We start from the raw sequence: 22,401 nt of genomic DNA on the forward strand, positions 1-22,401 counted from the left end.
CCTCAAGGGTCTCACGGCCGCCGACGGCGCCCCACGCGATTACACCCTGCCCGCCGTGACCGGTCCCCCGGCTAGGACGAAGAGCGCTCGTAGTCCTTCCCCAGGACGACCGTCACGTCCGCGTTGGCCGGGACCGTGCCCTTCGCCACCGCGCTGTCGGGCAGGCCCAGGGTCTTGGCGACCTCGGTGGCGTTCTCCTTGTCGACGGCGTCCGCGTAGAGCACCTTGGACGCGGACGCGGTGCCCGCCGCCGTGCCGGCGTCCAGGAAGGTGAAGCCGCCGTTGAGGAGCACCACGCGCGCGTCCTCGGTGGTGGCCGTGACTCCGCTGGCGTTCTGCACGGAGACGCTGACCGCCGCGTCCTGGGCGGGGCTCTTCGCGGTGCCGCCGAGGACATCCCTGACCACGCTCCCGCCGGCCTCGGCGCTGAGCGTGCCGTCGGCCTGCACGGGCAGCAGGGCGGTCGTGTAGTCGCCGCCCTTGGCGAGGTCGGCGAGGTTGGCGAGGAAGGCGCCGAGGTCCTTGTCGGTGAGCGAGGGATCGAGGATCTGCGCCAGCGTCTGCACGGTGACGGTGGCGCCCTGCGGATCGGACGACACCTTGCGCAGGACGGCCTGCATGACCTGGCCGAACCGCTTCAGCTGGGCGTTCTGGGCCTCGCCCTCGGCGCGGTAGGTGGCGTAGGCGACGGCCATCTTGCCGCTCAGGGTCTGGCCCTCGCCCTTGCTCACGAGCGGTGCCTGCCCCTTCTTCTTGGCGGCGGGGTCGGGCACGGCGGTGTCGGTGTCGACCTCGATGGCGCCGACGAGGTCGACGAGGTTCTGCAGATAAGGGGTGTCCAGCCGCCAGGTGCCCTGGATCCGGGTGCCCAGAACGGTGTCCAGCGACTCGCGCGTGCCGGCGGAGCCGTCGCCGTCGACGGACTTGGCGAGGGTCGTCGTGGTGCCGTCGTCGGTGGTGACGACGAGGGAGTTGGGCAGCAGGACGGTGGTGCCCTGCTCGGTGGTGGTGTTGTCGACGAGCAGGGCCGTGGACGTACCGCCGAGGGCGGTGTCGTGCAGGTGGACCACGATCACGTCCCGCTTCTGGGCGCCGGGGGCGGCCGTGGTGCCGGTCCCGGAGTCGTCGGACGACGACACTCCGGGCAGCTTCCCCGCGTACCAGAGGTAGCCCACGCCGCCGACGGCGGCCAGCGCGAGGACGACGACCAGGGCGACCAGGCGGCTGCGGGCGCGGCGCTTGGCCTCCTCGCGGCGTTCGGTGCGGTTCTCGGTGAAATTGAGCCAGTCGATGACGTCCTCGGAGTCCCCGTCGGGATCCTCGACGAACGCGAACTGCTCGGTGCGGTAGTCCCGTCGGGGCTCTGCGGAGGCGGCGGCGTCCTCGTCGGTCCCGTAGGACCCGGTCCCGTGGGCCTCGTTCGGCTCGGCCGGTCCGGCCTGCTGCGGGATGTAGGCGGTCTGCTCGGCGACACGGGGCTGCTGCCCACTGCTCGCGGTCTGCCCGTAGGGGTCGTACGGGTCCGTGGTCGCGGCGCCCGGCTGCACGCGCGTGCCGGTGCCGTGGGGGTCGTGGACCGGGGCCTGCCGGCCGGTGTCGTACGGGTCGTAGGCGGGGGTGGCCGACTGCTGGCCCGTGTCGTACGGGTCATAGGCGGGCGTAGGTGCCTGCTGACCCGTGTCGTACGGGTCGTAGGCGGGTGTGGGTGCCTGCTGACCCGTGTCGTACGAGGGGTAGGCGGGCTGCTGCCCGCCGCGCTGGGCGTACGGGTCGTAGCCGTAGCCCTGCTGCCGGCCGTACGGGTCGTAGGTCTGCCGGGGCGGGACCTGGCGGTACACAGGCTGCCCGTACTCGTCGTAGCCGACGAGTTCGTACGGGGTCTCCCCGTAGTCCGCGTCGTTTCGGTCGTTCACCGGTGCCCCTCTCGGCTCACTGGCCGCGGTACAGCTCGCGCTTGTCGATGTAGCGCACGACTCCGTCCGGCACCAAATACCAGACGGGGTCGCCCTTGGCGACCCGCGCGCGGCAGTCCGTGGAGGAGATGGCCAGTGCGGGGACCTCCACGAGGGAGACGCCGCCCTCGGGGAGGCCGGGGTCGGCGAGGTTGTGGCCGGGCCGGGTGACCCCGATGAAGTGGGCGAGGGAGAACAGTTCCTCGCTGTCCCGCCAGGTCAGGATCTGGCCCAGGGCGTCCGCGCCGGTGATGAAGAAGAGGTCGGTGTCCGGATTGAGGGACCGCAGGTCGCGGAGGGTGTCCACGGTGTAGGTGGGCCCACCGCGGTCGATGTCGATGCGGCTGACCGAGAACTGCGGGTTCTCGGCGGTCGCGATGACCGTCATCAGGTAGCGGTCCTCGGCCAGGGAGACTCTGCGGTGGCTCTTCTGCCACGGCTCGCCGGTCGGGACGAACACGACCTCGTCCAGGTGGAACTGCGCGGCGACCTCACTGGCCGCCACGAGGTGCCCGTGGTGGATCGGATCGAACGTACCGCCCATGACGCCGAGGCGGCGCTTGCCCGGGTTCGACGGACCGTGCGACGGACCGGTAGGCATGTCCTGCTCTCCCATGCGTGCAGACCCTACCGGCCCGTCCTGAGGGCACCGGTCGGCGCGTGCCCGGAGTGCCCCGCTATGAACACGGTGTGCCTCAGCGGTCGCGGTTGAAGAGGGTGGTGACCCACAGCAGGAGCATCAGGATCAGGAACGCGGCACCACCGGTGACCAGCGGGCTCAGGCTCTCGTGGTTGCCACCGTGCTCCTCGCCCTCGGCGGCGAGGGTGACCAACTGGGCAGCGGCGCTGTGGAAGCTCATCTTCGGCAGGACCTATCCGATGGAGGTCCCCCCGCTCGAGCGAAGTCGAGAGTGGGGGAGGGCGGGATAAAGATGTCGGCCCATCGTAAGCGTGCGCCCCGGAACGCCACACGCCGACTCCAGTGTTGGGAGGGGGCGGTGGGGAAGTGAGGGGGAACCTTCCCGGCGACTCAGTCGTCTTTCCGCTTGTAGCCCCGCAGCAGGAACCAGGCTGTCAGCACACAACCCAGCACCATCACGGTCAGTACGACCCGGAGCAGGTTCCCCGAACCCTGCTCCTGCGCGGCGCCGGCGGCCTGCGCGATCCAGGCCGCTGCGGGGGTGTGCTCCATGGCGCGGGACTCCTTCGGTGTAGTGCCCGTCCACCGTAACTCCGCCTAGGGTGGGCCCTGCTTCGGGGGCGCAAAGGGCTTCACAAAGGTCCGCAAAGGACCACACATACAAGGGCCATACACACGCACTTGGGGGATGGATGTCCGACGACGGCCACGAGCACAACGGTCACGAGAACGTGCCGAGCAGGCAGCGCAAGCGCTTTCCCGGCATCTCCTCGCGTGCGTACGAGCACCCGGCCGACCGCTCGGCTCTGGTGGCGCTGCGCAAGCTGAGCGGTTTCGACACGGTCTTCAAGGCGCTCAGCGGGCTGCTGCCCGAGCGGAGTCTGCGCCTGCTGTTCCTGTCCGACTCGGTCCGCGTCTCGGACCAGCAGTTCACGCACCTGAACGACATGCTGCGGGACGCCTGCTACATCCTGGACCTGGAGAAGGTCCCGGCGATGTACGTCAACCAGGACCCGCAGCCCAACGCGATGTGCATCGGCCTGGACGAGCCGATCATCGTGGTCACCACGGGCCTGGTCGAGCTGCTCGACGAGGAGGAGATGCGGGCGGTCGTCGGCCACGAGGTGGGCCACGCCCTGTCCGGGCACTCCGTCTACCGCACGATCCTGCTGTTCCTGACCAGCCTCGCCCTCAAGGTCGCCTGGATCCCGCTGGGCAACCTCGCGATCATGGCGATCGTGACCGCGCTGCGCGAGTGGTTCCGCAAGTCGGAGCTGTCCGCGGACCGGGCCGGCCTGCTGGTCGGGCAGGACCTGACGGCCTCGATGCGCGCCCTGATGAAGATCGCGGGCGGCAACCACCTGCACGAGATGAACGTGGACGCGTTCCTCAAGCAGGCCGAGGAGTACGAGGCCGGCGGCGACCTGCGCGACTCCGTGCTGAAGATCCTCAATGTGCTCCCTCGCTCGCACCCCTTCACCACCGTGCGCGCGGCCGAGCTGAAGAAGTGGGCCGAGTCCCGCGACTACCAGCGGATCCTGGACGGCCACTACCCGCGTCGCGGAGAGGACAAGGACACCTCGGTCTCCGACTCCTTCCGCGAGTCGGCGTCGCACTACGCCGACCACGTCAAGACGTCCAAGGACCCGCTGATGCGACTGGTCACCGACATCGCGGGCGGGGCGGGCGGCCTGGGCGGGCGGGTGCGTCGCGGATTCGACGGCTTCACCGCCACCGCGCCTCCGAAGGACCGGCCCGCGGACGCGCCCCCGCGCGACGGGGACTGACGAGGACCGAGGGCTGACCGGACCCGGCCCGGGTGCACTTCCTGCCCCGCCGCTCGGACAGTCGGGCAGCCCAGACGGCTCAGACCCTCGGCTGTGCGCTCGCCGCGAGTGATCCGCAGAGCGGCGTCGCGCCTCCGGTGGCGTAGGGGTCGGTGCCGGCCGGGCCGCCCGTTCCGGCGGTCTGGCCGGCGAGCAGCGGGCGCAGGTGGTTCGTGGAGTCCTCGACGCAGGACAGCGGACCTGCCTGGACGTAGGAGACGACCAGCTGGGTCTGGCGCAGCCGCAGGTCGTCGCGGTCGAAGCGGAACTGCAGCTCGCGCCGGACGGTGAACAGCGAGACCGGGGCCTTCGCGTCGGCTCCGGCCGGCCGCAGGGCGTACACGAAGGTGTGGTCGGCGGTGACATCGAGGGTGGACGCGTCGGTCTCGGAGGCTTGAAGGGTTCCCTGGACCCGGATCCCGCGGTCGGCGAGTTCGGCCCGGGCGGGGTCGAAGCGCACGAGCCACCCGGTGGGCGCGTGCCGTCCGTCGGCGGCCGGGTGGGTGAAGCTCTCGTCGAACTGGTCGAGCTGATCGGGATCGAGCAGCACCCGCACGGGCCGGACCTGCTGCCCGGTGAGCACCTCCGGGTGGAGCGAGGACCGCACGATGTAGTCCTTGGCGGTGGTCAGCGCGGTGACGACCTGGCTGTCGGAGAAGTGCGCGGTGCGCCGGGAGGGCGGCAGCGGGATGCCCTCGGCGCCGATGCGGTACTGCGCGGCGGGACTGTGCGCGTACAGGTACGCGGGGTCGGCGGTGCCGGGCACGCCGCCCTGCGGTGCCAGCGGGATGACGGTCGTCCGCAGCGGCTCGACGGCCCGGCGGGCGGCCGGGTTCTGGTAGGGGTGGCGGACGCCCATGTAGATCGCGGTGCCGAAGGCGAGAGCGATCAGCAGGACCAGGGCGAGGGCCTGCCGGGGCAGGCCGCTGCGGCGCAGGGGCGGGCGGGGACGTACGGCGGGAGCGTGGTCGGCGATGCGCTCCTCGGCGGAGTACTCCTGGAGGCGGGCAGCGCGGACGAACGACTCGTCGAAGACGACGGATCGGTACTCGTCCTCACCGCCACCGGGAGTTCCCTCGGGTACCCCCTCCGGTGGCTCTCCGGGCCCGCCCATACCTTCAGGGTAGGTCGCCGGGACTCCGGGTAAACGCCCCGCTGCGCGACAAGTTCTGACAGGTGCTCACCCGGCGGGCGGCGCTCCCTCAGGGGGTGCGCGGGACGGCCTCGACGGGTGGCCGGGACTGATCGGTGGAGCCGGACGGAACCGGCCCGGCGCCTTGTTCGAGCCCGGTCGAGGCGGGCGAGGGGAGCTGGTCGCGGTTGCCGGAGGAGGAGGCGCCCCGGTAGACCGCGGCGAAGGCCAGCACGACCATGCCGACGCCCATGACGAGGGCGAGCATCCAGGCGACCGCCCGGTGCCAGCGGACCTGCTTGCCGTACGGTCCGGACCCGTCGTACCGGCGGCCCCAGGTGTCCGGGTCGTCGGGATCGCCGGAGTCGTCCAGATCCTCGTGGTCCGGATCATGGCCGAATTCGCCGGGGCCGTAGAGGTCGTCGTAGCGGTCGCCGCGGGCGCGGCGCGCTTCCGCCTCGGAGGCCTCGGCTCTCGCCCGCGCGGCGGCCAGGAGGCGTTCGACGGCGGTCGGCTCGTGCACCGGTGCCGCCTGGATGAAGGCCTCGTCGAAGACCACGGAGGCGAACTCTTCGTCCGACACCCCGCGGTCGTGGTCGTCGTCGGGCTCCCAGCCGTCAGGGAACGGCGTGCCCCCCACGTCCTCCGGCACGGATCCAGAGTAGACCTGGGGGGTCATTTTGGGCAGACGGTACGGACATTCATCCGACTGCTGAGACGCCTCTCACGCCCTCGGCGGGCGCCGCGCGCCCCCCGTCGGCACCCCCGTCAGCGCCGTACGTGACCGTCGCCGGTGACGATGTACTTGGTGCTGGTCAGCTCCGGCAGGCCCATGGGGCCGCGGGCGTGCAGCTTCTGGGTGGAGATGCCGATCTCCGCGCCGAAGCCGAACTGGCCGCCGTCGGTGAAGCGGGTGGAGGCGTTCACGGCGACGGTGGTGGAGTCGACCAACTGGGTGAAGCGGCGGGCTGCCTGCTGGGAGGTGGTCACGATGGCCTCGGTGTGGCCGGAGGTCCACAGGCGGATGTGCTCGACGGCCTTGTCGAGCGAGTCGACGACGGCGGCGGCGATGTCGTAGGAGAGGTACTCGGTCTCCCAGTCCTCCGGCGTGGCCTCGACGACGGTCGCCCTGGAGTCCTTGGCGTAGGCCAGGACGCGTTCGTCGGCGTGGACGGTGACCCCGGCGTCCGCGAGGGCGTCGAGGGCGCGGGGCAGGAACTCGGCGGCGATGTCCTGGTGGACCAGGAGGGTCTCGGCGGCGTTGCAGACGCTGACCCGGTGGGCCTTGGAGTTGATCAGGATCTCGACCGCCATGTCGAGGTCGGCCTGCGCGTCGACGTAGACATGGCAGTTGCCGGTGCCGGTCTCGATCACCGGAACGAGGGACTCGGTGACGACCGTCCGGATCAGCGAGGCGCCGCCGCGCGGGATCAGGACGTCGACGAGGCCACGGGCGCGCATCAGCTCGCGCACGCTCTCCCGGCTCTCCCCCGGCACGAGCTGGACGGCGTCGGCGGGCAGTCCGGCGCCGCCGACGGCGTCGCGGAGCACCCTGACGAGGGCGCTGTTGGACTCGTAGGCGGAGCCGGAGCCGCGCAGCAGGACCGCGTTGCCGGACTTCAGGCAGAGGGCGGCGGCGTCGACGGTGACGTTGGGACGGGCCTCGTAGACGATGCCGACCACGCCGAGCGGGACGCGGACCTGGCGCAGGTCGATGCCGTTGGGGAGGGTGGAGCCGCGCACGACCTCGCCGACGGGGTCGGGCAGGGCGACCACGTCCCGCACGTCGGAGGCGATGGCGCGGATCCGCTCCGGGGTGAGGGTGAGCCGGTCGATGATCGCCTCGCTGGTGCCGGCCTCGCGGGCCTTGGCGATGTCCCTGGCGTTGGCCTCGACGATCTCGCTCGTACGGACCTCCAGCGCGTCCGCGATGGCGAGCAGCGCGTCGTCCTTGGCGGCCCGGGGCAGCGGCGCGAGGTCTGCCGCGGCCGCCTTGGCGCGGTAGGCGGCCTGGGTGACCGGGGAGAGGGCGTCGTACGGCGAGAGCGTGGTCATAGGGAAAGGGTAGTGCGCGGCGCGGGCCCGCTCATGGCTTGTTCCACAGCGCGAGACATCTGCCGAGACGCCCGTGGAGACGCCTGACGAGAGGCCCGTCGAGACACCCGACGAGACGCCTGTCGAGGCAGCGGCCGAGGCACGGCCGGGACGCGTTCGGGAGGCGGCGGAGGCGCGCCGGAAACGTTCGGGAGGCGGCGGAGGCGCGCCGGAGCCGTTCAGTAGACGGCGGAGGCGTACCGGAGCCGTTCAGTAGGCGGCGGAGGCGCGCCGGAGCCGTTCGGAAGAGGCTGGAGGCGCTCGGGGCCGTTCCCTCCGCGGCGGGCCCGGTCAGTAGGGGTGGACCCCGACCGGGGTCGCCGGGGCCGGGCCGTAGCCCTCGGCGATGCGCAGGTGGTAGGTCTGGCGGTCGATGACCTCCAGGCCGACGATCTCCCACGGCGGCAGTCCGGCCGTCTGGCGGTGCTCGCCCCACAGGCGCAGGGCGACGGCCGCCGCGTCGTGCAGGTCGCGGGCCTCCTCCCAGTAGCGGATCTCCGCGTGGTCGACGGCGTAGCGGCTGGTCAGCAGGAAGGGGTGGTCGTGGGCGAGCTGTTCCAGGGCGCGCCGCACCTCGGTGAGGTCGGCCTCCTCGCCGGAGACGCTGAGGGTGACGTGCCACAGGCGAGGCAGGTCCGCGGGACGGATCCGCTCCTTGCCGTCGTCCTGCTGTTCCCGGTAGTTCTCCCCGGCCGCGACACTCGTCAGGGCCCGCTCCTCGCCCGCCGGGCGTGAGGCCGCCGGGCGCGCAGCCGCCGGACTCGCCCCGCCGGCACTCCCACGGGCCGCTGCCACCCCAGGGCGCACTCGTCTCACGACGGCCTCCTTTACGCGGCGCTCGTGTGCGGAACTTGTCCCAGACACAAAGTTGAGCAGGCCGCACGGCTCCGTGGGGCCGTTTCACGGAACGTCCCCCACCGGTACGGGCCGTTCGAGCGTCGCCGGGTGCGGCCGTTCGACTGGGCAGGCGGGGGCGGGAACCTCAGGGGTGCAGGATCACCAGGTCGTCGCGGTGGACGACCTCCCGCTCGTACTCGGCGCCGAGTTCGCGCGCCAGTTCGCGGGTGGAGCGGCCGAGCAACTGGGGGATCTCCTTGGCGTCGAAGTTGACGAGGCCGCGGGCCACGGCGCGACCGGAGCCGTCGCGCAGTTCGACCGGGTCGCCCGCGCTGAAGTCGCCCTCGACGGCGGCGATACCGGCCGGCAGCAGCGAGGTGCGGCGCTCGACGACCGCCCGTACGGCCCCGTCGTCCAGGGTGAGGGAGCCTTGCGGGGTGGACGCGTGCTGGAGCCAGAGCAGGCGGTCGGCGGAGCGCTTGCCGGTGGCGTGGAAGTAGGTGCCGGTGTCGCCGCCCGAGAGGGCGTCGGCCGCGTGGACGGTGTCGGTGAGGACGACGGGGATGCCGGCGGCGGCCGCGATCCGGGCGGCCTCGACCTTGGTGACCATGCCGCCGGTGCCGACGCCCGCCTTGCCGGCGCTGCCGATCTCGATGCCGTCGAGGTCGGCGGGTTCGCGCACCTCGGCGATCCGCGAGGTGCCGGGTTTGCTGGGGTTGCCGTCGTACACGCCGTCGATGTCGGAGAGGAGCACGAGGAGGTCGGCGTGGACGAGGTGGGCGACGAGGGCGGCGAGCCGGTCGTTGTCACCGAAGCGGATCTCGTCGGTGGCGACGGTGTCGTTCTCGTTGACGACCGGGAAGGCCCCCATCGCCAGCAGCTTGTCGAGGGTGCGGGAGGCGTTGCGGTGATGGGCGCGGCGGCTCATGTCGTCGGAGGTCAGCAGGATCTGGCCGACGCGGACGCCGTAGCGGGCGAAGGAGGCCGTGTAGCGGGCCACGAGGAGGCCTTGGCCGACGCTGGCCGCGGCCTGCTGACGGGCGAGGTCCTTGGGGCGGCGGCGCAGGCCCAGTGGGGCGAGTCCGGCGGCGATGGCGCCGGAGGAGACCAGGACGATCTCCCGTTCTCCCCCGCTGCGGATCTTGGCGAGGACGTCGACGAGCGCGTCCACCCGGTCGGCGTCCAGGCCGCCCGTGGCGGTGGTCAGCGACGAGGAACCCACCTTGACGACGATCCTGCGGGCCTCGCGCACGGCCTGCCTTGCCCCTGCCACCTTGTTCTTCGTCCCCTTGCGTAGGTTCATGGCTGCCCGTCAGGCAATCTACGCGAACGGGGGCGGAGGGCGCGCCGGGGTTTCACGTGCCGGGACGGTCACCGTCCGTCACAAGTCGTTCACTGTTTGCGTACGGCAAAGAGGTCGTACAGGTTCCACAGGGAATTTGAAGAGATCAGAAATTTCCTTTGAAGTTTGCGTGACCTAAAGTTCGCTGTGTGAAGCGCATACTCCTGAGATCGGGGAAGAGCCCCTTCGACGTACTCCCCGTCGAGGAAGCCCTGCACCGCGATGTGATCGCCACCAACTCCGGCAACCTGATCTTCAGCGATGCCGCCCACAAGATCCTCACCACCCCGGACACCGAGGTGGTGTCGAACAGTATGCGCACCGAGGTGGCCGCGGCCGGGCGCATCAACGAGGAGTACGACGCCTTCGTCGTGCCGCTCGCCAACGCCTTCCGGCCGACGTTCGAGCCGGCGCTCCAGCGGCTGACCCGGCTGATCAACAAGCTGAAGATCCCCGTCGTGGTGCTGGGCGTCGGCGCGCAGGCCGGCATCGACCAGGACACGGCACGGCTGAAGGCCATGGAGCCGACCGTCCGGGCGTTCTGCTCGGCGGTGCTGGAACGCAGCGCGTCCATCGGCGTGCGGGGCGAGTTCACCGAGAAGTACCTCACCGACATGGGCTTCCGGGACGTCGAGGTCATCGGCTGCCCGTCGATGTTCCTGCACGGCGACCGGCTCACCGTGGAGAAGCGGGCGCAGTCGCTCACCCCGGAGTCGCGAATAGCCGTCAACGGCTCGCACACCGCGGTGCGCAGCGGGGGCCTGCACCGGATCATCACGCGGACCCACGCGCACTACCCGAACCTGCGGTACATAGGCCAGAACCTCACCGACGCCAAGCAGCTGTACTGGCGGGACGTGAACTCCGCGGGCGGCCGGGTGACGCAGATGCCGACCCACCCCGACCACCCGATGTACCGGGAGGGCAAGGTCCGGGTGTACGTCGATCCGGTCACGTGGATGGACGATCTCCGCGACTTCGACTACTCGTTCGGCTCGCGGATCCACGGCAACATCGCGGCACTGCTGGCGGGCACGCCCGCGACCGTGCTGGCGTTCGACTCGCGCACGCTGGAGCTGTGCCGCTACTTCGAGATCCCGCACCGGCTGCTCAGCGAGGTACCGGCGGACCTCGACCCGGCCGACCTCTACGAGGAGGCCGACTTCGGGCCGTTGACCGGCAACCACCGCGAGCGCTTCGAGCGGTTCACCGGCTTCCTCGACAAGAACGGCCTGGAGAACACCTTCACGCACGGCGACGGCGGCGCCGCGTTCGACAAGAAGCTGCGGTCCCTGTCCTTCCCGGCCGGGGTGCGGCCCTGGAACGACGCGGACCTCGCCTCGCTGACGAGCCGGTTCGGATGGCTGCAGCAGCGGATCGACGAACTGGACGCGCAGAACACGGAGTTGAAGCGGGAGCTGGCCAGGAACCGGGCGGGCGCCAAGGTCGCGGCCAAGGCCGCGATGGTGACCCCGTCGATCTACCGGCGCGCCCGGCGAGCCGTGGGAGGGCCGCTGCGGCGGGCGTTGAAGCCGCCGAAGTAGCCGCATCGGACGACGTGGGCGCAGTGCGCCAAGTGGACGAGGGAGTGGCGGGAGCAGCTGAAGGCGAAGCCCATGCCTCGTACCGCCGAGGGCCGCTCCCTCACGCCGCCGCCGTCCTCCGCACCGCCAGCCGTCGCAGCTTGCGCCGTACCTTGCGGGCCGCTCTGCGCAGGAACGACTCGGCCGGGCCCTGACGCCAGCCCGGGAAGGCCTTGGCCTCGCGGGGTTCGGCGAGGTAGACGCGGTCGGGGACGCCGGCCGCGCGGTCGCGGAAGTGGGGGTAGGCGAGGTACAGCCGTGTGCCGCGCTTCTCCAGGACGGGGTCGGGCTCCCGCTTGTCCCTGAGGAACTCGATGACGTCCGCGAGGAGATCGGCCCGTCCCTCGGCGACCAGGTGCAGGCGCAGCCGCTCGTGGACCTTGAGCCGGTGGGAGACGCCCTCGTTCCAGTACGCGTCCATCAGCGGCTTGGCCAGTTCGAGTTTGGTGCGCCGGACGTCCTCGTCGTTCCTGAGGAAGACCGGCCCGAACTGCGGCAGGACGGTCACCAGGAACGGGCGGACCATGAGCACGTCCCGCTTGGCGCCGGGCGGCAGCATCCGGGCGATCAGCTCCGTCAGGGCGCGCGCGGAGTCGAAGCGCAGGGTGTAACTGCCGCTCTTGGTCACGTGCTTGCCGTCGCTGCGGCCCACCAGGTAGTAGCAGGTGTGGTCGGCGACCACGGAGACGCCGTCGGCCCGCAGATAGGCCTCCATGGTGAACACCGCGTCCTCGCCGGTCCACAGGGACTCGTCGAAGCGCATGCCGTGCCGCTCCAGCAGTGCGCGGCGGAACAGCTTCTGCGCGCTGAGCGTGAACTTGATGTTGGAGGAGAAGACGTCCGTGCGCTCGAGGGTCTTGCCCCACATCGACCGGGGCGCCTTGCGGTTGACTCCCTCGACGCGGCCCAGGACCACGTCCGTGCCGTTGCGGTCGGCCATGGCGACCATGCGCTCCAGGGCCTCGGGCCCGAGCCGGTCGTCGGCGTCGAGGAAGAAGACGTAACGGCCGGTGGCCTTGGCCAGGCCGACGTTGCGTGGGCCGCTGGGGCCGCCGGAGTTCTCCTGGCGGATCACCGTGACCGCCATGGGGACGCGGGCGGCGAACTCCTCCAGGCAGTCGCCGCTGCCGTCCGTGGAGCCGTCGTCGACCGCTATCACCTCGATGCGCGCCGGGTCCAGCGTCTGTGCCTCCACCGACGCCAGGCATTCGACCAGGTACGGCATCGCTTCGTACGCCCCGATGATCACGCTGACATCGGGCTCCGCCACGGTCACTTCTCCCCCTCGCCACGCACGGTTTTCCCCCTGGTCGAGGATCTGGCATCCCGATAGACGGGGGATTACAGAAAGGGGTTGCCCGGGTTACCTCTGCTTCTGTGTGTGTGCCGCGTCACAGCCTACGGAAACGGCTCGGCCCCGGGAGATTCCCTCTCCGGGGGCGAGCCGCTTTCCCACAGAGCGCCTCACGCGGGCGCCTCCCACACACGCGGCGCCTCACGCGGGGCGCCTCACCCAGGCCGGCGTCAGACCGCCGTCACGCCGCCCTCCGCCAGTTCCGCCTCGCCGGCCGCCGCCACGACGTGGGACGCCTGGCCGACGTTGCGGGCCTCGGCCTTCAGCGCGAGGTCGGCGATCGCGGTGTCGAACCGCTCGATCGACGTCGGCTCGTCGGGGCCGAGCAGGTACTCCTTCAGCTCCTTGCGGTCCGCGGCCAGCGGATCGGCGGCCGGGTCACGGACGGCGGCCAGCAGCTGCTCCACCCCGGCGGCGTCGTTGGTGAGGATCACGGCCGCGCGCACCGCGGTGTTCTGCCGCCGGAACTCCTCCGCCCCCAGCTCCGCCGAGTCGGTGACGGCGTACGGCTTGCCGCTGGCGATGAAGTCCGAGACCACGCTGGAGATGTCCGACACCATCGCCTCGGAGGCGTTGAAGCAGTCGTACAGCCGCGGCTCGGCGCCCGTGATGACGCGGTGCTCGTACGACGGGAAGGAGCGCCAGTAGGCGTCGTTCCAGTCGGTGCGCAGCCGGGCGGCCTCCTGGTGCTTGCGCATGTCGACGAGGCCGTCGCGGCTCGTCACGGCCTCGTCGGCCTTCTCGTCGAAGGCGAGGGCGAGCCCGTCCAGGCGGGCCCTGAGGCGGGTCAGCTCGGCCTTGGCCTTCGCCTGGGCGGCCGGGTCCGGGGTGAAGCGGGGGTCGGCGGCGCGCTCGGCGGCGGCCTTCTTCACCAGGGCGGTGATCCGGCGGTGCGCGGCGCGGGCCTTGGCGCTGCGGCTGCCGGTGAAGGGGTGCGGCTTGTACAGGACGCGGACCGGGGGTTCGGCCGCGACCAGCTTCTTCACGATGTTCTCGCCGGCCAGCAGGATCGAGGTGTTGCCCGGGTCGTCGTCCCAGCCCTCCCAGGTGGGCGCGTACAGCACGGTCGGGATCCGGTCCTGGGGCGCGCCCCGCCAGGGCTCGATGGGCGCGAGCTGCGGGCGGCCGACCTCGACGATGTCCTCGTCGCGGATGCCGACGTCGGCGATGGCGTAGCGGTCGCGGCCCGCGCGGCCGGCGGTCCACACCTCGTCGTACACCTTGCTGAACGGGTTGACGCTGGCGAGCTTGTCGCTGTCGCCGTGGCCGATGAAGACGTGCTTCATGGTGGGTACGCGCAGCAGGTGGATGTTCTTTCCGACGTTGGCCGCGTACAACGCGACCCGCACCATGGAGAGGTCCATGTTCATCAGGTGCACCCCCCCGGGCACGCAGATGACCGGGACCGTGGTGGGCGCCATCGTCTCCATGATGACGCGCTCGCGCAGGATGATCAGCGGCCGGGACTCCAGCTGCTCCATCGTCTCCAGCCACATGTTGACCTGGTAGGTGGAGTCGGCGGAGCCGGAGAAGTACAGCACCGTCTCCGGGCGGTACTCGCGCAGCCAGGCGCTGACGGCCCCGAGGACCTTGTCGGCCTTCGGCGGGACCCGCTTGGCGCGCAGGTACGGCATCAGCGCGAGGACGTACAGGGCGCCGAGGCCGAGGGTGACGCCGACTCCGGCGAAGGCCGCGGCGGCGCTGTCGGTGACGGCGTACCCGAGGAGGCCGGCCATGGCCGCGAGGTCGAGGTGGAGCATCTTCACGCCGGCCCGGCGCAGCAGGAGGCGCGGCGGGGCGTCGGGGATGGGCAGACGGGAGACCAGGTCGACGTTGCGTGTCACCACCGGCATCTGACGGCGGTTGCCGATCAGGGTGACGAGCGCGCCGTGCGGGGCCTGGAGCCCGAAGAAGACCGTGAAGCAGGCGATCGCGGCGTAGAAGGCCGGCTCCTCCGACAGCTCGAGCCGGGCCAGCAGGACGATCAGCAGCAGCTCTCGGACCAGGAAGCGGATCGACAGTCCGGCTCTCACCTTGCCCAGGAGGCTGATGAGGTAGCTGCCCTTGCGGTGGAGGTAGAGGTCCGCAAGGTAGGTCACTGCGGCCGCGGCGGCGAAGGCGGGGACGCTCGGGACGAGCGCGGCCAGCATGAGACAGGGGAAGCCCAGCATCATGAGGGCCGCCGCGGCCAGCTCGGCCACGCTGCCCACCCGGGCCACGCGAATGGCGGTCGTTATCACGGAGAAACCTGCTCTGGGAGGGGGCCGGTCAGTGAATCCGAAAAGTCCAGAAAATACTTTGTGAAGGTTTCCGGAGTTTTACGGATTCAGGCCTCTGTGAATATCCCGTAAACAGGGAGCCACAGAGGCCTGAATTTCAAGGCTAATGGCGGTTGATTATGCCACGCCATCCTGTCGGTCGAGCACGCCGGCCAAGGCCTGTTCGAATCCGGAGGCGCGGGAGGCGTCGGCGGTCGGGTCCTGCTGGCGGACGTCGATGACGTGCCCGGTCAGCTCGGACAGCAGGACGTCGAGGGAGGTGCGGGCCACGGCCTCCGAGGAGAGCAGGCTGCCGGCCGGCTCCTGGCCGAAGGCCTTGGTGCGCATGGGCGTGGCCGTGCGCTCCGGGTTGACGCAGTTGACGCGGACGCCGTCGCCCGCCCACTCGTCGGACAGGGCCTGGGTGAGGTTCACCATCGCGGCCTTGGTCGAGGAGTACAGGCTGTACTCGGCGCGGCCGCGGGTGTAGCTGCTGGAGGTGTACAGCAGCAGCTGACCCTTGGTCTCGGAGAGGTACTTGTAGGCGGAACGGGCGATCTGCACCGGGGCCAGGTAGTTGACCTTCAGCGCTTCCTCGATGGTCGCGTTGTCGGTCTCGGCGAGCTTGCCGATGCGCAGCACGCCCGCGGTGTTGACGACGTAGTCGATGCGGCCGGTCTCGGCGTAGGCCTTGGACAGCGCGTCGTCGACCTCCTCCGGGTTCTCCACGTGGGTGTTCGTGGTGGAGCGGCCGAGGGCGTAGACGGTGGCGCCGTAGGACCCGGCGAGTTCCGCGATGTCCTTGCCGATGCCGTAGGAGCCGCCGAAGACGACGAGCGTCCTGCCGGTGAGGAGTTCGCGGTAGGCCTCCTCGCTCATCTGCTCGGGCGCGGCGGTGGAGCCGAGCTGGAACAGCTTGTCGGCGATGAAGACGTCGACGGGCTGCGTCACCTTCATGTTGTACTCGTCGCCCGCCACGACGTGGATCGGCACGTCCGGCAGGTAGCGCAGGATGACGGTGCAGTCGTCGGTGGCCTGGAAGTTGGGGTCGCCCGCCGCGACCTCGTAGGCCCGCCGGATGGTGGAGAGCTTGAAGGCCTGCGGGGTCTGCCCGCGGCGCAGCCGGGAACGGTCCGGGATCTCGGTGATGAACTCGCCGTCCTCGCCGTGCGTGCGGGTGACGATGATGGTGTCGGCGGACGGGATGGCCACGTCGACGGCCTGGTAGCGCTCCAGCGCGGCGACACAGTCGTCGATGACGCGCTGCGAGAGCAGGGGGCGTACGGCGTCGTGGAAGAGGACGTTGAGGTCCTCGCCCTCGGCCAGGCCCTCACCGAGGGCGGTGATGGCCCGCTCGGTGGTCTCGTTGCGGGTGGTGCCGCCCTCGATGATGCGGGAGACCTTCCTGAACCCGGCCCTGGCCACGATCTTCTCGACGTCCGGCACGTAGCCCGGCGCCATCAGCACGATGATGTCGTCGACCGAGTCGGCCTGCTCGAAGGTGGTCAGGGTGTGCTCGATGACGGCCTTGCCGGCGATCTTCAGCAACTGCTTCGGGATCGACAGACCCACCCGCTGGCCGGTGCCACCGGCCAGGATCACTGCGGTGGTACGGGGCTTGGCTATGCGCTGTGACACGGGTGACCTACCTCGGGGCGACAGGGAACGGGGAAATGCTCCCACTTTCGGTAACCGCGATGCAAGGTGAGCGCCGTTCCGTGCATATGTGAGCGCCACCTGCCATTCACCTTGCGATGCGAAGTGAACCTTACGGTGTGGGTGATTGGTCTGACGCGGGTGTACCTTCCTCGGTCCTCCGGCTAAATCCTGTGAGTAACCGCACAGACGGTAACGGATTGCCGAGAGTGACGGGATTGCGGCTCACCGGCGCCGCAGCCGCGTGAGGCAGCGATGGCCGAGGACTTTCACGAGTTCCTTCGAGGAGGTCTGGTGCACCGGCCGCGCGGAACGCCGGCCGACCGCCGCGGCCACCGCCGCGAGCGCCCCGTACAGCGCCTGAGCCGCCACCTCCGGTGCCATCGCGGGCTGCCCCGAAGGCGCCTGGGCAGGCTCGTGCACCGCGGAGAGCAGGCCCGGATCGCCCAGCATCCGTACGCCCACGGCCTCGATCCGGGCGGCGGCCGAGGCGCCGATCCGGGCGGCGGACTGCGCCGCCCAGGCCGGTGTGGAGATCCTCACGTCCCGTGCCGTGGGGTTGCACGTGTTCTTCATCCGCAGGACCGCGCCGTTGCGAACCAGCTTGGAATACAGCTCGTCGGGGAGGTCATGGCCACGGAATTCCCTATTGAGACTCCGCAGCATCTCGGTTTCGGCGAGAGTGAGGGAACGATTCGCCGTATCGGGCACGGCCCGCAGCAGCCCTTGCGGCAGTCCGAGCAGCCCCTCGAAGGTGCGCATCAGGCCGTCCCGGTCGCGGTCGTCCACCACGACGACGGTGACCTGGTCGGCCCCGACCGCCCCCGCCCACCGCTCGACCAGCCGGTCGTGCCGGTGCCGCCGCCAGAAACTGGGGGTGGGCTTCTCGTACGGGGCCTTGCGGAGCATGTGCTCCAGCCAGTCCTCGTAGCCCATGCGCAGGCCGTTCTGCACGTACTGCTGCCACTGCGAGGGCATGATCCGGGCCAGCGGGCGCAGGGTGACCAGGACGTGCACCCGGTCCGCGCCGAGCCGCTCGACGATCCGCCGGGCCGTCGCGTCGTCGGGGGCGTCGGCGAAGAACTCGCTGCTGATCACGGACGTGCGCGCACCGGTGGCGTGGACCTGCTCGACCAGTTGGTTCCAGTGCCGCTCGGTGGGCACGCTGTCGCCGATCATGCCGGGCCGGGCGCAGGCGGCCAGCACCGCCTGCATGGGGTGCCTGCTCGTCGCCGGGAACTCCACGCCGTACGCCGGCAGCGCGTCCCTGGCCGCGAACAGGGCGCCCTGGATCGAGGTGGTGCCGGTCTTGTGCGGCCCGATGTGCAGCAGGCGGGTGCCGGGCGGCAGCGGGGCCGTGGCAGCGGGCTTCTCGTCACTCGTACAGTGCGTCTCCATGGTCAGAGGACGGTAGGAGAGCTTCCTGAGGCGAGGCTGAGAGGAGCCTGGGACCGGGATGAGTGCCCGGAGTGCTGGAGCGCCGGAGCCCCAGTGCTGGAGCGCCGAAGCCCCGGAGTGCTGGAGCCCCGGAGTGCTGGAGCGCAGGATTCCGGGCTCCCCCGCTCCCCGCCCACGCGTCACACGCGCCGTACGCCCGGCCTGCCGTCGGTCACCCGCAGGGTGGCCAGGGTGCGGGCCGTCGCCTTCGGCTTGCGCACGGTGTCCACGACGCGCACCCGTGCCTCGACGGCGTCGGGGCGGATGTCGAAGAGGTGGTAACCGCGGTGGGCGTCGATCAGCTTCCAGTGCGGGTTGTCGGCCTTCAGCGGGTCCCACTGGGCGTGGAAGGCCGCCTGGTCCTGGTCGCCGCCGCTGGAGACGGACGTACCGACGAACTCGGCGCCCACGGCCGCGGAGGACGGGTCGGCGAAGTCCTCGCGCAGGTCGCTGATCATGGTGAGGTGACGGTCGCCTGTGAGCACGACCGGGTTGCGGACCCGCCGGAACCCGGCCAGCAGGGCGTTGCGTTCGGCCTGGTAGCCGTCCCAGGCGTCGTAGTACCACTTCTTGCCGGCGCCGGGCAGCAGGTCGGTCTCGGCCATCATGATCTGTGAGGCGACGAGGTTCCAGCGGGCGTTCGAGCCGTGCAGCGAGTCGAGCAGCCACCGTTTCTGCTCCGCCCCGAGCATGGTGAGCGACGGGTCCTGGGCGCCGGCCTGGCTGGTGGCCTGGTCGCTGCGGTACTGCCGGGTGTCCAGCACGTTGAGCCGCGCCAGCCGGCCGAACTGGAAGCGGCGGTACATGCGGATGTGCGGCCCGTTCGGGATCGCGGTGGCCCGGACGGGCATGTGCTCGTAGTACGCCTGGTAGGCGGCCGTCAGCCGGGCCACGAAGGCGGCGTGCGTCTGCTTGTCGGGGTCCTGCGGGGTCTCGCCCGCGAAGTCGTTGTCGACCTCGTGGTCGTCGAAGGTGACCACCCAGGGCACATGGGCGTGCATCCGCTGGAGATCGGGGTCGCTGCGGTACTGCGCGTACCGGTTGCGGTACTGCGCCAGGCTGTACGGCTCCCCGCTCCCCTCGTGCCGACGCAGCGCCGTCGCCGAGGGTGCCGACTCGTAGACGTAGTCCCCGACGAAGAGGACCACGTCGGGATCCTGCGCGTACATGTCGGCGTACGGGGTGAAGTAGCCCTGCTGCCAGTTCTGGCAGGAGGCGAGCGCGAGGCGCAGCGGGGCGTTGGAACTGAGCGGCTGGGGGGCGGTGCGGGTACGGCCGACGCGGGAGAGCCGGCCGCCGGCCCGGAAGCGGTACCAGTAGACGCGGCCCGGACGCAGGCCCCGTACATCCACGTGAACGCTGTGCCCGTACTCGGGCCGGGCCTGGGCGGTGCCGCGGCGTACGGAGGTGCGGAACCGTTCGTCCAGCGCGATCTCCCATTCGACCTGCACCACCCGGTCGGGCATCCCGCCGCCGGCCAGCGGCTCGGGCGCCAGGCGGGTCCAGATCACGACGCCGTCGGGCAGGGGGTCCCCGGAGGCGACGCCGAGGCTGAACACCCCGTCCGGGAGCGGGGCTTCGGTGGCCCGTGCGGATCCTGGCAGCCACAGCTGGGCGGAGGCGGCGGCACCGACGGCGGCGGCCCCCGCGGTGAGGAAGCGGCGGCGGCCGGGGGAGGCGGATCCGTTCGGTCCGCCAGGCGTCGGTCCAGCAGACTTCCGTCCAGCAGGCTTCCGTCCAGCAGGCATCGGTCCAGCAGGCATCGGTGAACTCCCTTGCGTCGCCGGAAACTTCGACACAAGGAAGGTGGCAGGCACACCTGGTCAGGGGACTGAACGGAGAATCTCGCGTCCATGACAAGCAGAGGACCAGAGAGAGACCCGCCGCGGCGGATGCCGTGACGGGTCTCTGTCAGCTCCCTGGGGAGCGGGTGGTTCAGAAGGGCTCGAAGCCCTCGAACTCCTGGGTCGCCTCGTCGCGTTCGGCCTGGCGGTCGCGGCGGCGCGTGGTGGCGGGCCGCGGGGCCTCGAAGCGGTGGTCCTCGCCTCGGCGGCCGAGCATCTCGGCGCCGGCCGTCACGGTCGGCTCCCAGTCGAAGACGACCGCGTTGTCCTCGGGACCGATGGCGACGCCGTCACCGTTACGGGCGCCCGCCTTCATCAACTCCTGCTCGACACCGAGCCGGTTGAGACGGTCGGCGAGGTAGCCGACGGCCTCGTCGTTGTTGAAGTCGGTCTGGCGGACCCAGCGTTCGGGCTTCTCGCCGCGGACCCGGAAGAGACCGTCCTCCTCCCGCGTGACGGTGAAGCCCGAGTCGTCCACGGCCTTGGGCCGGATCACGATCCGCGTGGCCTCTTCCTTGGGCTTGGCGGCGCGCGCCTTGGCGATGATGTCGGCGAGCGCGAACGACAGCTCCTTGAGCCCCATGTGCGCCACGGCGGACACCTCAAAGACGCGGTAGCCGCGCGCCTCCAGATCCGGCCGCACCATCTCGGCGAGGTCCTTGCCGTCGGGTACGTCGATCTTGTTCAGGACGACGACGCGCGGACGGTTGCCGAGGCCGCCGTACTGCCGCAGCTCCTCCTCGATCATGTCGAGGTCGGAGACGGGGTCGCGCTCGGACTCCAGGGTCGCCGTGTCCAGGACGTGCACCAGGACGCTGCACCGCTCGACGTGACGCAGGAACTCCAGGCCGAGGCCCTTGCCCTGGCTGGCGCCCGGGATGAGACCCGGCACGTCGGCGATGGTGTAGACGGTCGAGCCGGCGGTGACGACACCGAGGTTCGGGACCAGGGTGGTGAACGGGTAGTCGGCGATCTTCGGCTTGGCTGCGGAGAGCACCGAGATCAGCGAGGACTTACCGGCGCTCGGGTAGCCGACCAGCGCCACGTCGGCGACGGTCTTCAGCTCCAGCACGATCTCGTGCGCGTCACCGGGCACGCCGAGCAGGGCGAAACCGGGCGCCTTGCGGCGGGCCGAGGCCAGCGCCGCGTTCCCGAGACCGCCGCGGCCGCCCTGGGCGGCGACGAAGGAGGTGCCGTGGCCGACCAGGTCGGCGAGGACGTTGCCCGCCCTGTCGAGGACGACGGTGCCGTCCGGCACGGGCAGGACCAGGTCCTGGCCGTCCTTGCCGGAGCGGTTGCCGCCCTCGCCGGGCTTGCCGCTGGTGGCCTTGCGGTGCGGGGAGTGGTGGTAGTCGAGCAGCGTGGTCACTGACTGGTCCACGGTGAGGATGACATCCCCGCCGCGGCCGCCGTTGCCGCCGTCCGGGCCGCCGAGCGGCTTGAACTTCTCACGGTGAACGGAGGCACAGCCGTGACCTCCGTTACCCGCGGCGACGTGCAGCTCGACGCGGTCCACGAAGGTGGTCATGGTGGGGTGCCTCCAGTGATGTACGTGATGTACGGGTGTTACCTGTGCTAACACGCGAAAGGCGGACCCGCCTTCCCGAAAGGGAAGTGAGGTCCGCCTCGCGAAGCGTTCCCGGAAAGCCTGAGATCAGGCGACCGGAACGATGTTCACGACCTTGCGGCCGCGGAACGTACCGAACTCCACCGCACCGGGCTGGAGCGCGAACAGCGTGTCGTCGCCGCCGCGGCCGACGCCGGAGCCGGGGTGGAAGTGGGTGCCGCGCTGGCGGACCAGGATCTCACCCGCGTTGACGACCTGACCGCCGAAGCGCTTCACGCCGAGCCGCTGGGCATTGGAGTCGCGACCGTTCCGGGTGGACGATGCGCCCTTCTTGTGTGCCATGTCTCCTCAGTCCCTTACTTCGCAGCCGCGGGGATCTCAGTGACCTTGATCGCCGTGTACTGCTGGCGGTGGCCCTGACGACGGCGGTAACCGGTCTTGTTCTTGTAGCGAAGGATGTCGATCTTGACGCCCTTGTGGTGGTCCACGACCTCGGCCTGGACCTTGATGCCGGCCAGCACCCACGGGTCGCTGGTCACAGCGTCGCCGTCGACCACGAGCAGGGTCGAGAGCTCGACCGTGTCGCCAACCTTGGCGGTGGAAATCTTGTCAACCTCAACGATGTCGCCGACAGCAACCTTGTGCTGGCGACCACCGCTGCGCACGATGGCGTACACGCGGGTCTCTCTTTCGCTCGGAGAACGGCACCCCCGCAGGCCAGCCACCCGGGCAGGAAACACGGGCGACCTCTCCCGGCCACCGGAGACCGGCGTCCGGAAGGAAGAGGTTTACGGGGATGTGGCGCGCCACTCGACACGCCGACGGTCAAGGTTACGGGGCCCGGCTTGAGGGGTCAAACCGGGCCCCGTTCCTGAACAG

At 70.7% G+C, this 22,401-nt stretch carries 19 protein-coding genes; 2 read left to right on the forward strand and 17 right to left on the reverse strand.

The features are described from left to right. Positions 1 to 71: 71 nt before the first annotated feature. The 4 genes from BM536_RS34545 to BM536_RS41480 all read right to left on the reverse strand — a co-directional run bounded on the left by BM536_RS34545 (position 72) and on the right by BM536_RS41480 (position 3,144). Positions 72 to 1,913: an LCP family protein gene (locus BM536_RS34545; RefSeq protein ID WP_073491599.1), complete on the reverse strand. Its 1,842-nt coding sequence runs from the start codon at positions 1,911 to 1,913 to the stop codon at positions 72 to 74. A 16-nt stretch (positions 1,914 to 1,929) separates the two neighbouring features. Further along, positions 1,930 to 2,568, reverse strand: a complete 639-nt coding sequence (nadD, locus tag BM536_RS34550) for a nicotinate-nucleotide adenylyltransferase (protein ID WP_073491600.1) — start codon at positions 2,566 to 2,568, stop codon at positions 1,930 to 1,932. A 79-nt stretch (positions 2,569 to 2,647) separates the two neighbouring features. After that, a complete protein-coding gene (locus tag BM536_RS41475) occupies positions 2,648 to 2,812 on the reverse strand; it encodes a hypothetical protein (protein ID WP_094103935.1) in 165 nt (54 codons plus the stop codon). A gap of 170 nt (positions 2,813 to 2,982) precedes the next feature. Next, positions 2,983 to 3,144: a hypothetical protein gene (locus BM536_RS41480; protein WP_094103936.1), complete on the reverse strand. Its 162-nt coding sequence runs from the start codon at positions 3,142 to 3,144 to the stop codon at positions 2,983 to 2,985. 140 nt (positions 3,145 to 3,284) lie between these two features. Here BM536_RS41480 and BM536_RS34565 point away from each other — a divergent pair, with 140 nt between their 5' ends. After that, the gene (locus tag BM536_RS34565) at positions 3,285 to 4,379 is read left to right on the forward strand and encodes a M48 family metallopeptidase (protein WP_073491601.1); all 1,095 of its coding nucleotides are present in this window, start codon (positions 3,285 to 3,287) and stop codon (positions 4,377 to 4,379) included. A gap of 79 nt (positions 4,380 to 4,458) precedes the next feature. Here BM536_RS34565 and BM536_RS34570 read toward each other — a convergent pair whose 3' ends face one another. The 5 genes from BM536_RS34570 to proB all read right to left on the reverse strand — a co-directional run bounded on the left by BM536_RS34570 (position 4,459) and on the right by proB (position 9,733). Beyond that, positions 4,459 to 5,532, reverse strand: coding sequence for an SCO2583 family membrane protein (locus BM536_RS34570; RefSeq protein WP_094103937.1), 1,074 nt, complete (start codon positions 5,530 to 5,532; stop codon positions 4,459 to 4,461). A gap of 88 nt (positions 5,533 to 5,620) precedes the next feature. Then, positions 5,621 to 6,202: an SCO2584 family spore wall biosynthesis protein gene (locus BM536_RS34575; protein ID WP_470670769.1), complete on the reverse strand. Its 582-nt coding sequence runs from the start codon at positions 6,200 to 6,202 to the stop codon at positions 5,621 to 5,623. 116 nt (positions 6,203 to 6,318) lie between these two features. Then, entirely contained in the window at positions 6,319 to 7,605 is a 1,287-nt protein-coding gene (locus BM536_RS34580; RefSeq protein ID WP_094103938.1) for a glutamate-5-semialdehyde dehydrogenase, read from the reverse strand. A 330-nt stretch (positions 7,606 to 7,935) separates the two neighbouring features. Next, positions 7,936 to 8,460 carry a hypothetical protein gene (locus BM536_RS34585; protein ID WP_073491604.1) on the reverse strand — a complete coding sequence of 175 codons (525 nt, stop codon included), beginning with the start codon at positions 8,458 to 8,460 and terminating at the stop codon, positions 7,936 to 7,938. 166 nt (positions 8,461 to 8,626) lie between these two features. After that, a complete protein-coding gene (gene proB / locus BM536_RS34590) occupies positions 8,627 to 9,733 on the reverse strand; it encodes a glutamate 5-kinase (protein ID WP_073491605.1) in 1,107 nt (368 codons plus the stop codon). Positions 9,734 to 9,972: 239 nt separating this feature from the next. Here proB and BM536_RS34595 point away from each other — a divergent pair, with 239 nt between their 5' ends. After that, the gene (locus tag BM536_RS34595) at positions 9,973 to 11,367 is read left to right on the forward strand and encodes a polysaccharide pyruvyl transferase family protein (protein WP_073491606.1); all 1,395 of its coding nucleotides are present in this window, start codon (positions 9,973 to 9,975) and stop codon (positions 11,365 to 11,367) included. 100 nt (positions 11,368 to 11,467) lie between these two features. Here BM536_RS34595 and BM536_RS34600 read toward each other — a convergent pair whose 3' ends face one another. From BM536_RS34600 to rplU, 8 genes are all read right to left on the reverse strand, one after another. Next, positions 11,468 to 12,682, reverse strand: coding sequence for a glycosyltransferase family 2 protein (locus tag BM536_RS34600; RefSeq protein ID WP_073491607.1), 1,215 nt, complete (start codon positions 12,680 to 12,682; stop codon positions 11,468 to 11,470). Positions 12,683 to 12,930: 248 nt separating this feature from the next. After that, entirely contained in the window at positions 12,931 to 15,000 is a 2,070-nt protein-coding gene (locus BM536_RS34605; protein ID WP_245873935.1) for a hypothetical protein, read from the reverse strand. A gap of 156 nt (positions 15,001 to 15,156) precedes the next feature. Continuing rightward, positions 15,157 to 16,656 (reverse strand): bifunctional cytidylyltransferase/SDR family oxidoreductase, encoded by a 1,500-nt coding sequence (locus BM536_RS34610; RefSeq protein ID WP_073491608.1) that lies wholly within the window; start codon positions 16,654 to 16,656, stop codon positions 15,157 to 15,159. Between the two features lie 243 nt (positions 16,657 to 16,899). Beyond that, positions 16,900 to 18,072 (reverse strand): hypothetical protein, encoded by a 1,173-nt coding sequence (locus tag BM536_RS34615; protein WP_073491609.1) that lies wholly within the window; start codon positions 18,070 to 18,072, stop codon positions 16,900 to 16,902. 179 nt (positions 18,073 to 18,251) lie between these two features. Continuing rightward, positions 18,252 to 19,859 carry an alkaline phosphatase D family protein gene (locus BM536_RS34620; RefSeq protein WP_073491610.1) on the reverse strand — a complete coding sequence of 536 codons (1,608 nt, stop codon included), beginning with the start codon at positions 19,857 to 19,859 and terminating at the stop codon, positions 18,252 to 18,254. Between the two features lie 187 nt (positions 19,860 to 20,046). After that, entirely contained in the window at positions 20,047 to 21,483 is a 1,437-nt protein-coding gene (gene obgE / locus BM536_RS34625; RefSeq protein ID WP_073491611.1) for a GTPase ObgE, read from the reverse strand. Between the two features lie 126 nt (positions 21,484 to 21,609). After that, positions 21,610 to 21,864, reverse strand: coding sequence for a 50S ribosomal protein L27 (gene rpmA / locus BM536_RS34630; RefSeq protein ID WP_040253648.1), 255 nt, complete (start codon positions 21,862 to 21,864; stop codon positions 21,610 to 21,612). A gap of 14 nt (positions 21,865 to 21,878) precedes the next feature. Continuing rightward, entirely contained in the window at positions 21,879 to 22,199 is a 321-nt protein-coding gene (rplU, locus tag BM536_RS34635) for a 50S ribosomal protein L21 (RefSeq protein ID WP_007381993.1), read from the reverse strand. Positions 22,200 to 22,401 lie beyond the last annotated feature (202 nt).

It is taken from the genome of Streptomyces phaeoluteigriseus (assembly GCF_001896135.2).
Taxonomy (GTDB): Bacteria; Actinomycetota; Actinomycetes; order Streptomycetales; family Streptomycetaceae; genus Streptomyces; species Streptomyces phaeoluteigriseus.

Excerpts from the sequence above, each read along its gene's own strand:
- nadD (WP_073491600.1), bottom strand. The coding sequence starts at position 2,568 with ATGGGAGAGCAGGACATGCCTACCGGTCCGTCGCACGGTCCGTCGAAC.
- BM536_RS41475 (WP_094103935.1), bottom strand. The coding sequence starts at position 2,812 with ATGAGCTTCCACAGCGCCGCTGCCCAGTTGGTCACCCTCGCCGCCGAG.
- BM536_RS41480 (WP_094103936.1), bottom strand. The coding sequence starts at position 3,144 with ATGGAGCACACCCCCGCAGCGGCCTGGATCGCGCAGGCCGCCGGCGCC.
- BM536_RS34565 (WP_073491601.1), top strand. The coding sequence starts at position 3,285 with ATGTCCGACGACGGCCACGAGCACAACGGTCACGAGAACGTGCCGAGC.
- BM536_RS34570 (WP_094103937.1), bottom strand. The coding sequence starts at position 5,532 with ATGGGCGGGCCCGGAGAGCCACCGGAGGGGGTACCCGAGGGAACTCCC.
- BM536_RS34580 (WP_094103938.1), bottom strand. The coding sequence starts at position 7,605 with ATGACCACGCTCTCGCCGTACGACGCCCTCTCCCCGGTCACCCAGGCC.
- BM536_RS34615 (WP_073491609.1), bottom strand. The coding sequence starts at position 18,072 with ATGGAGACGCACTGTACGAGTGACGAGAAGCCCGCTGCCACGGCCCCG.
- BM536_RS34620 (WP_073491610.1), bottom strand. The coding sequence starts at position 19,859 with ATGCCTGCTGGACGGAAGCCTGCTGGACGGAAGTCTGCTGGACCGACG.
- obgE (WP_073491611.1), bottom strand. The coding sequence starts at position 21,483 with ATGACCACCTTCGTGGACCGCGTCGAGCTGCACGTCGCCGCGGGTAAC.
- rpmA (WP_040253648.1), bottom strand. The coding sequence starts at position 21,864 with ATGGCACACAAGAAGGGCGCATCGTCCACCCGGAACGGTCGCGACTCC.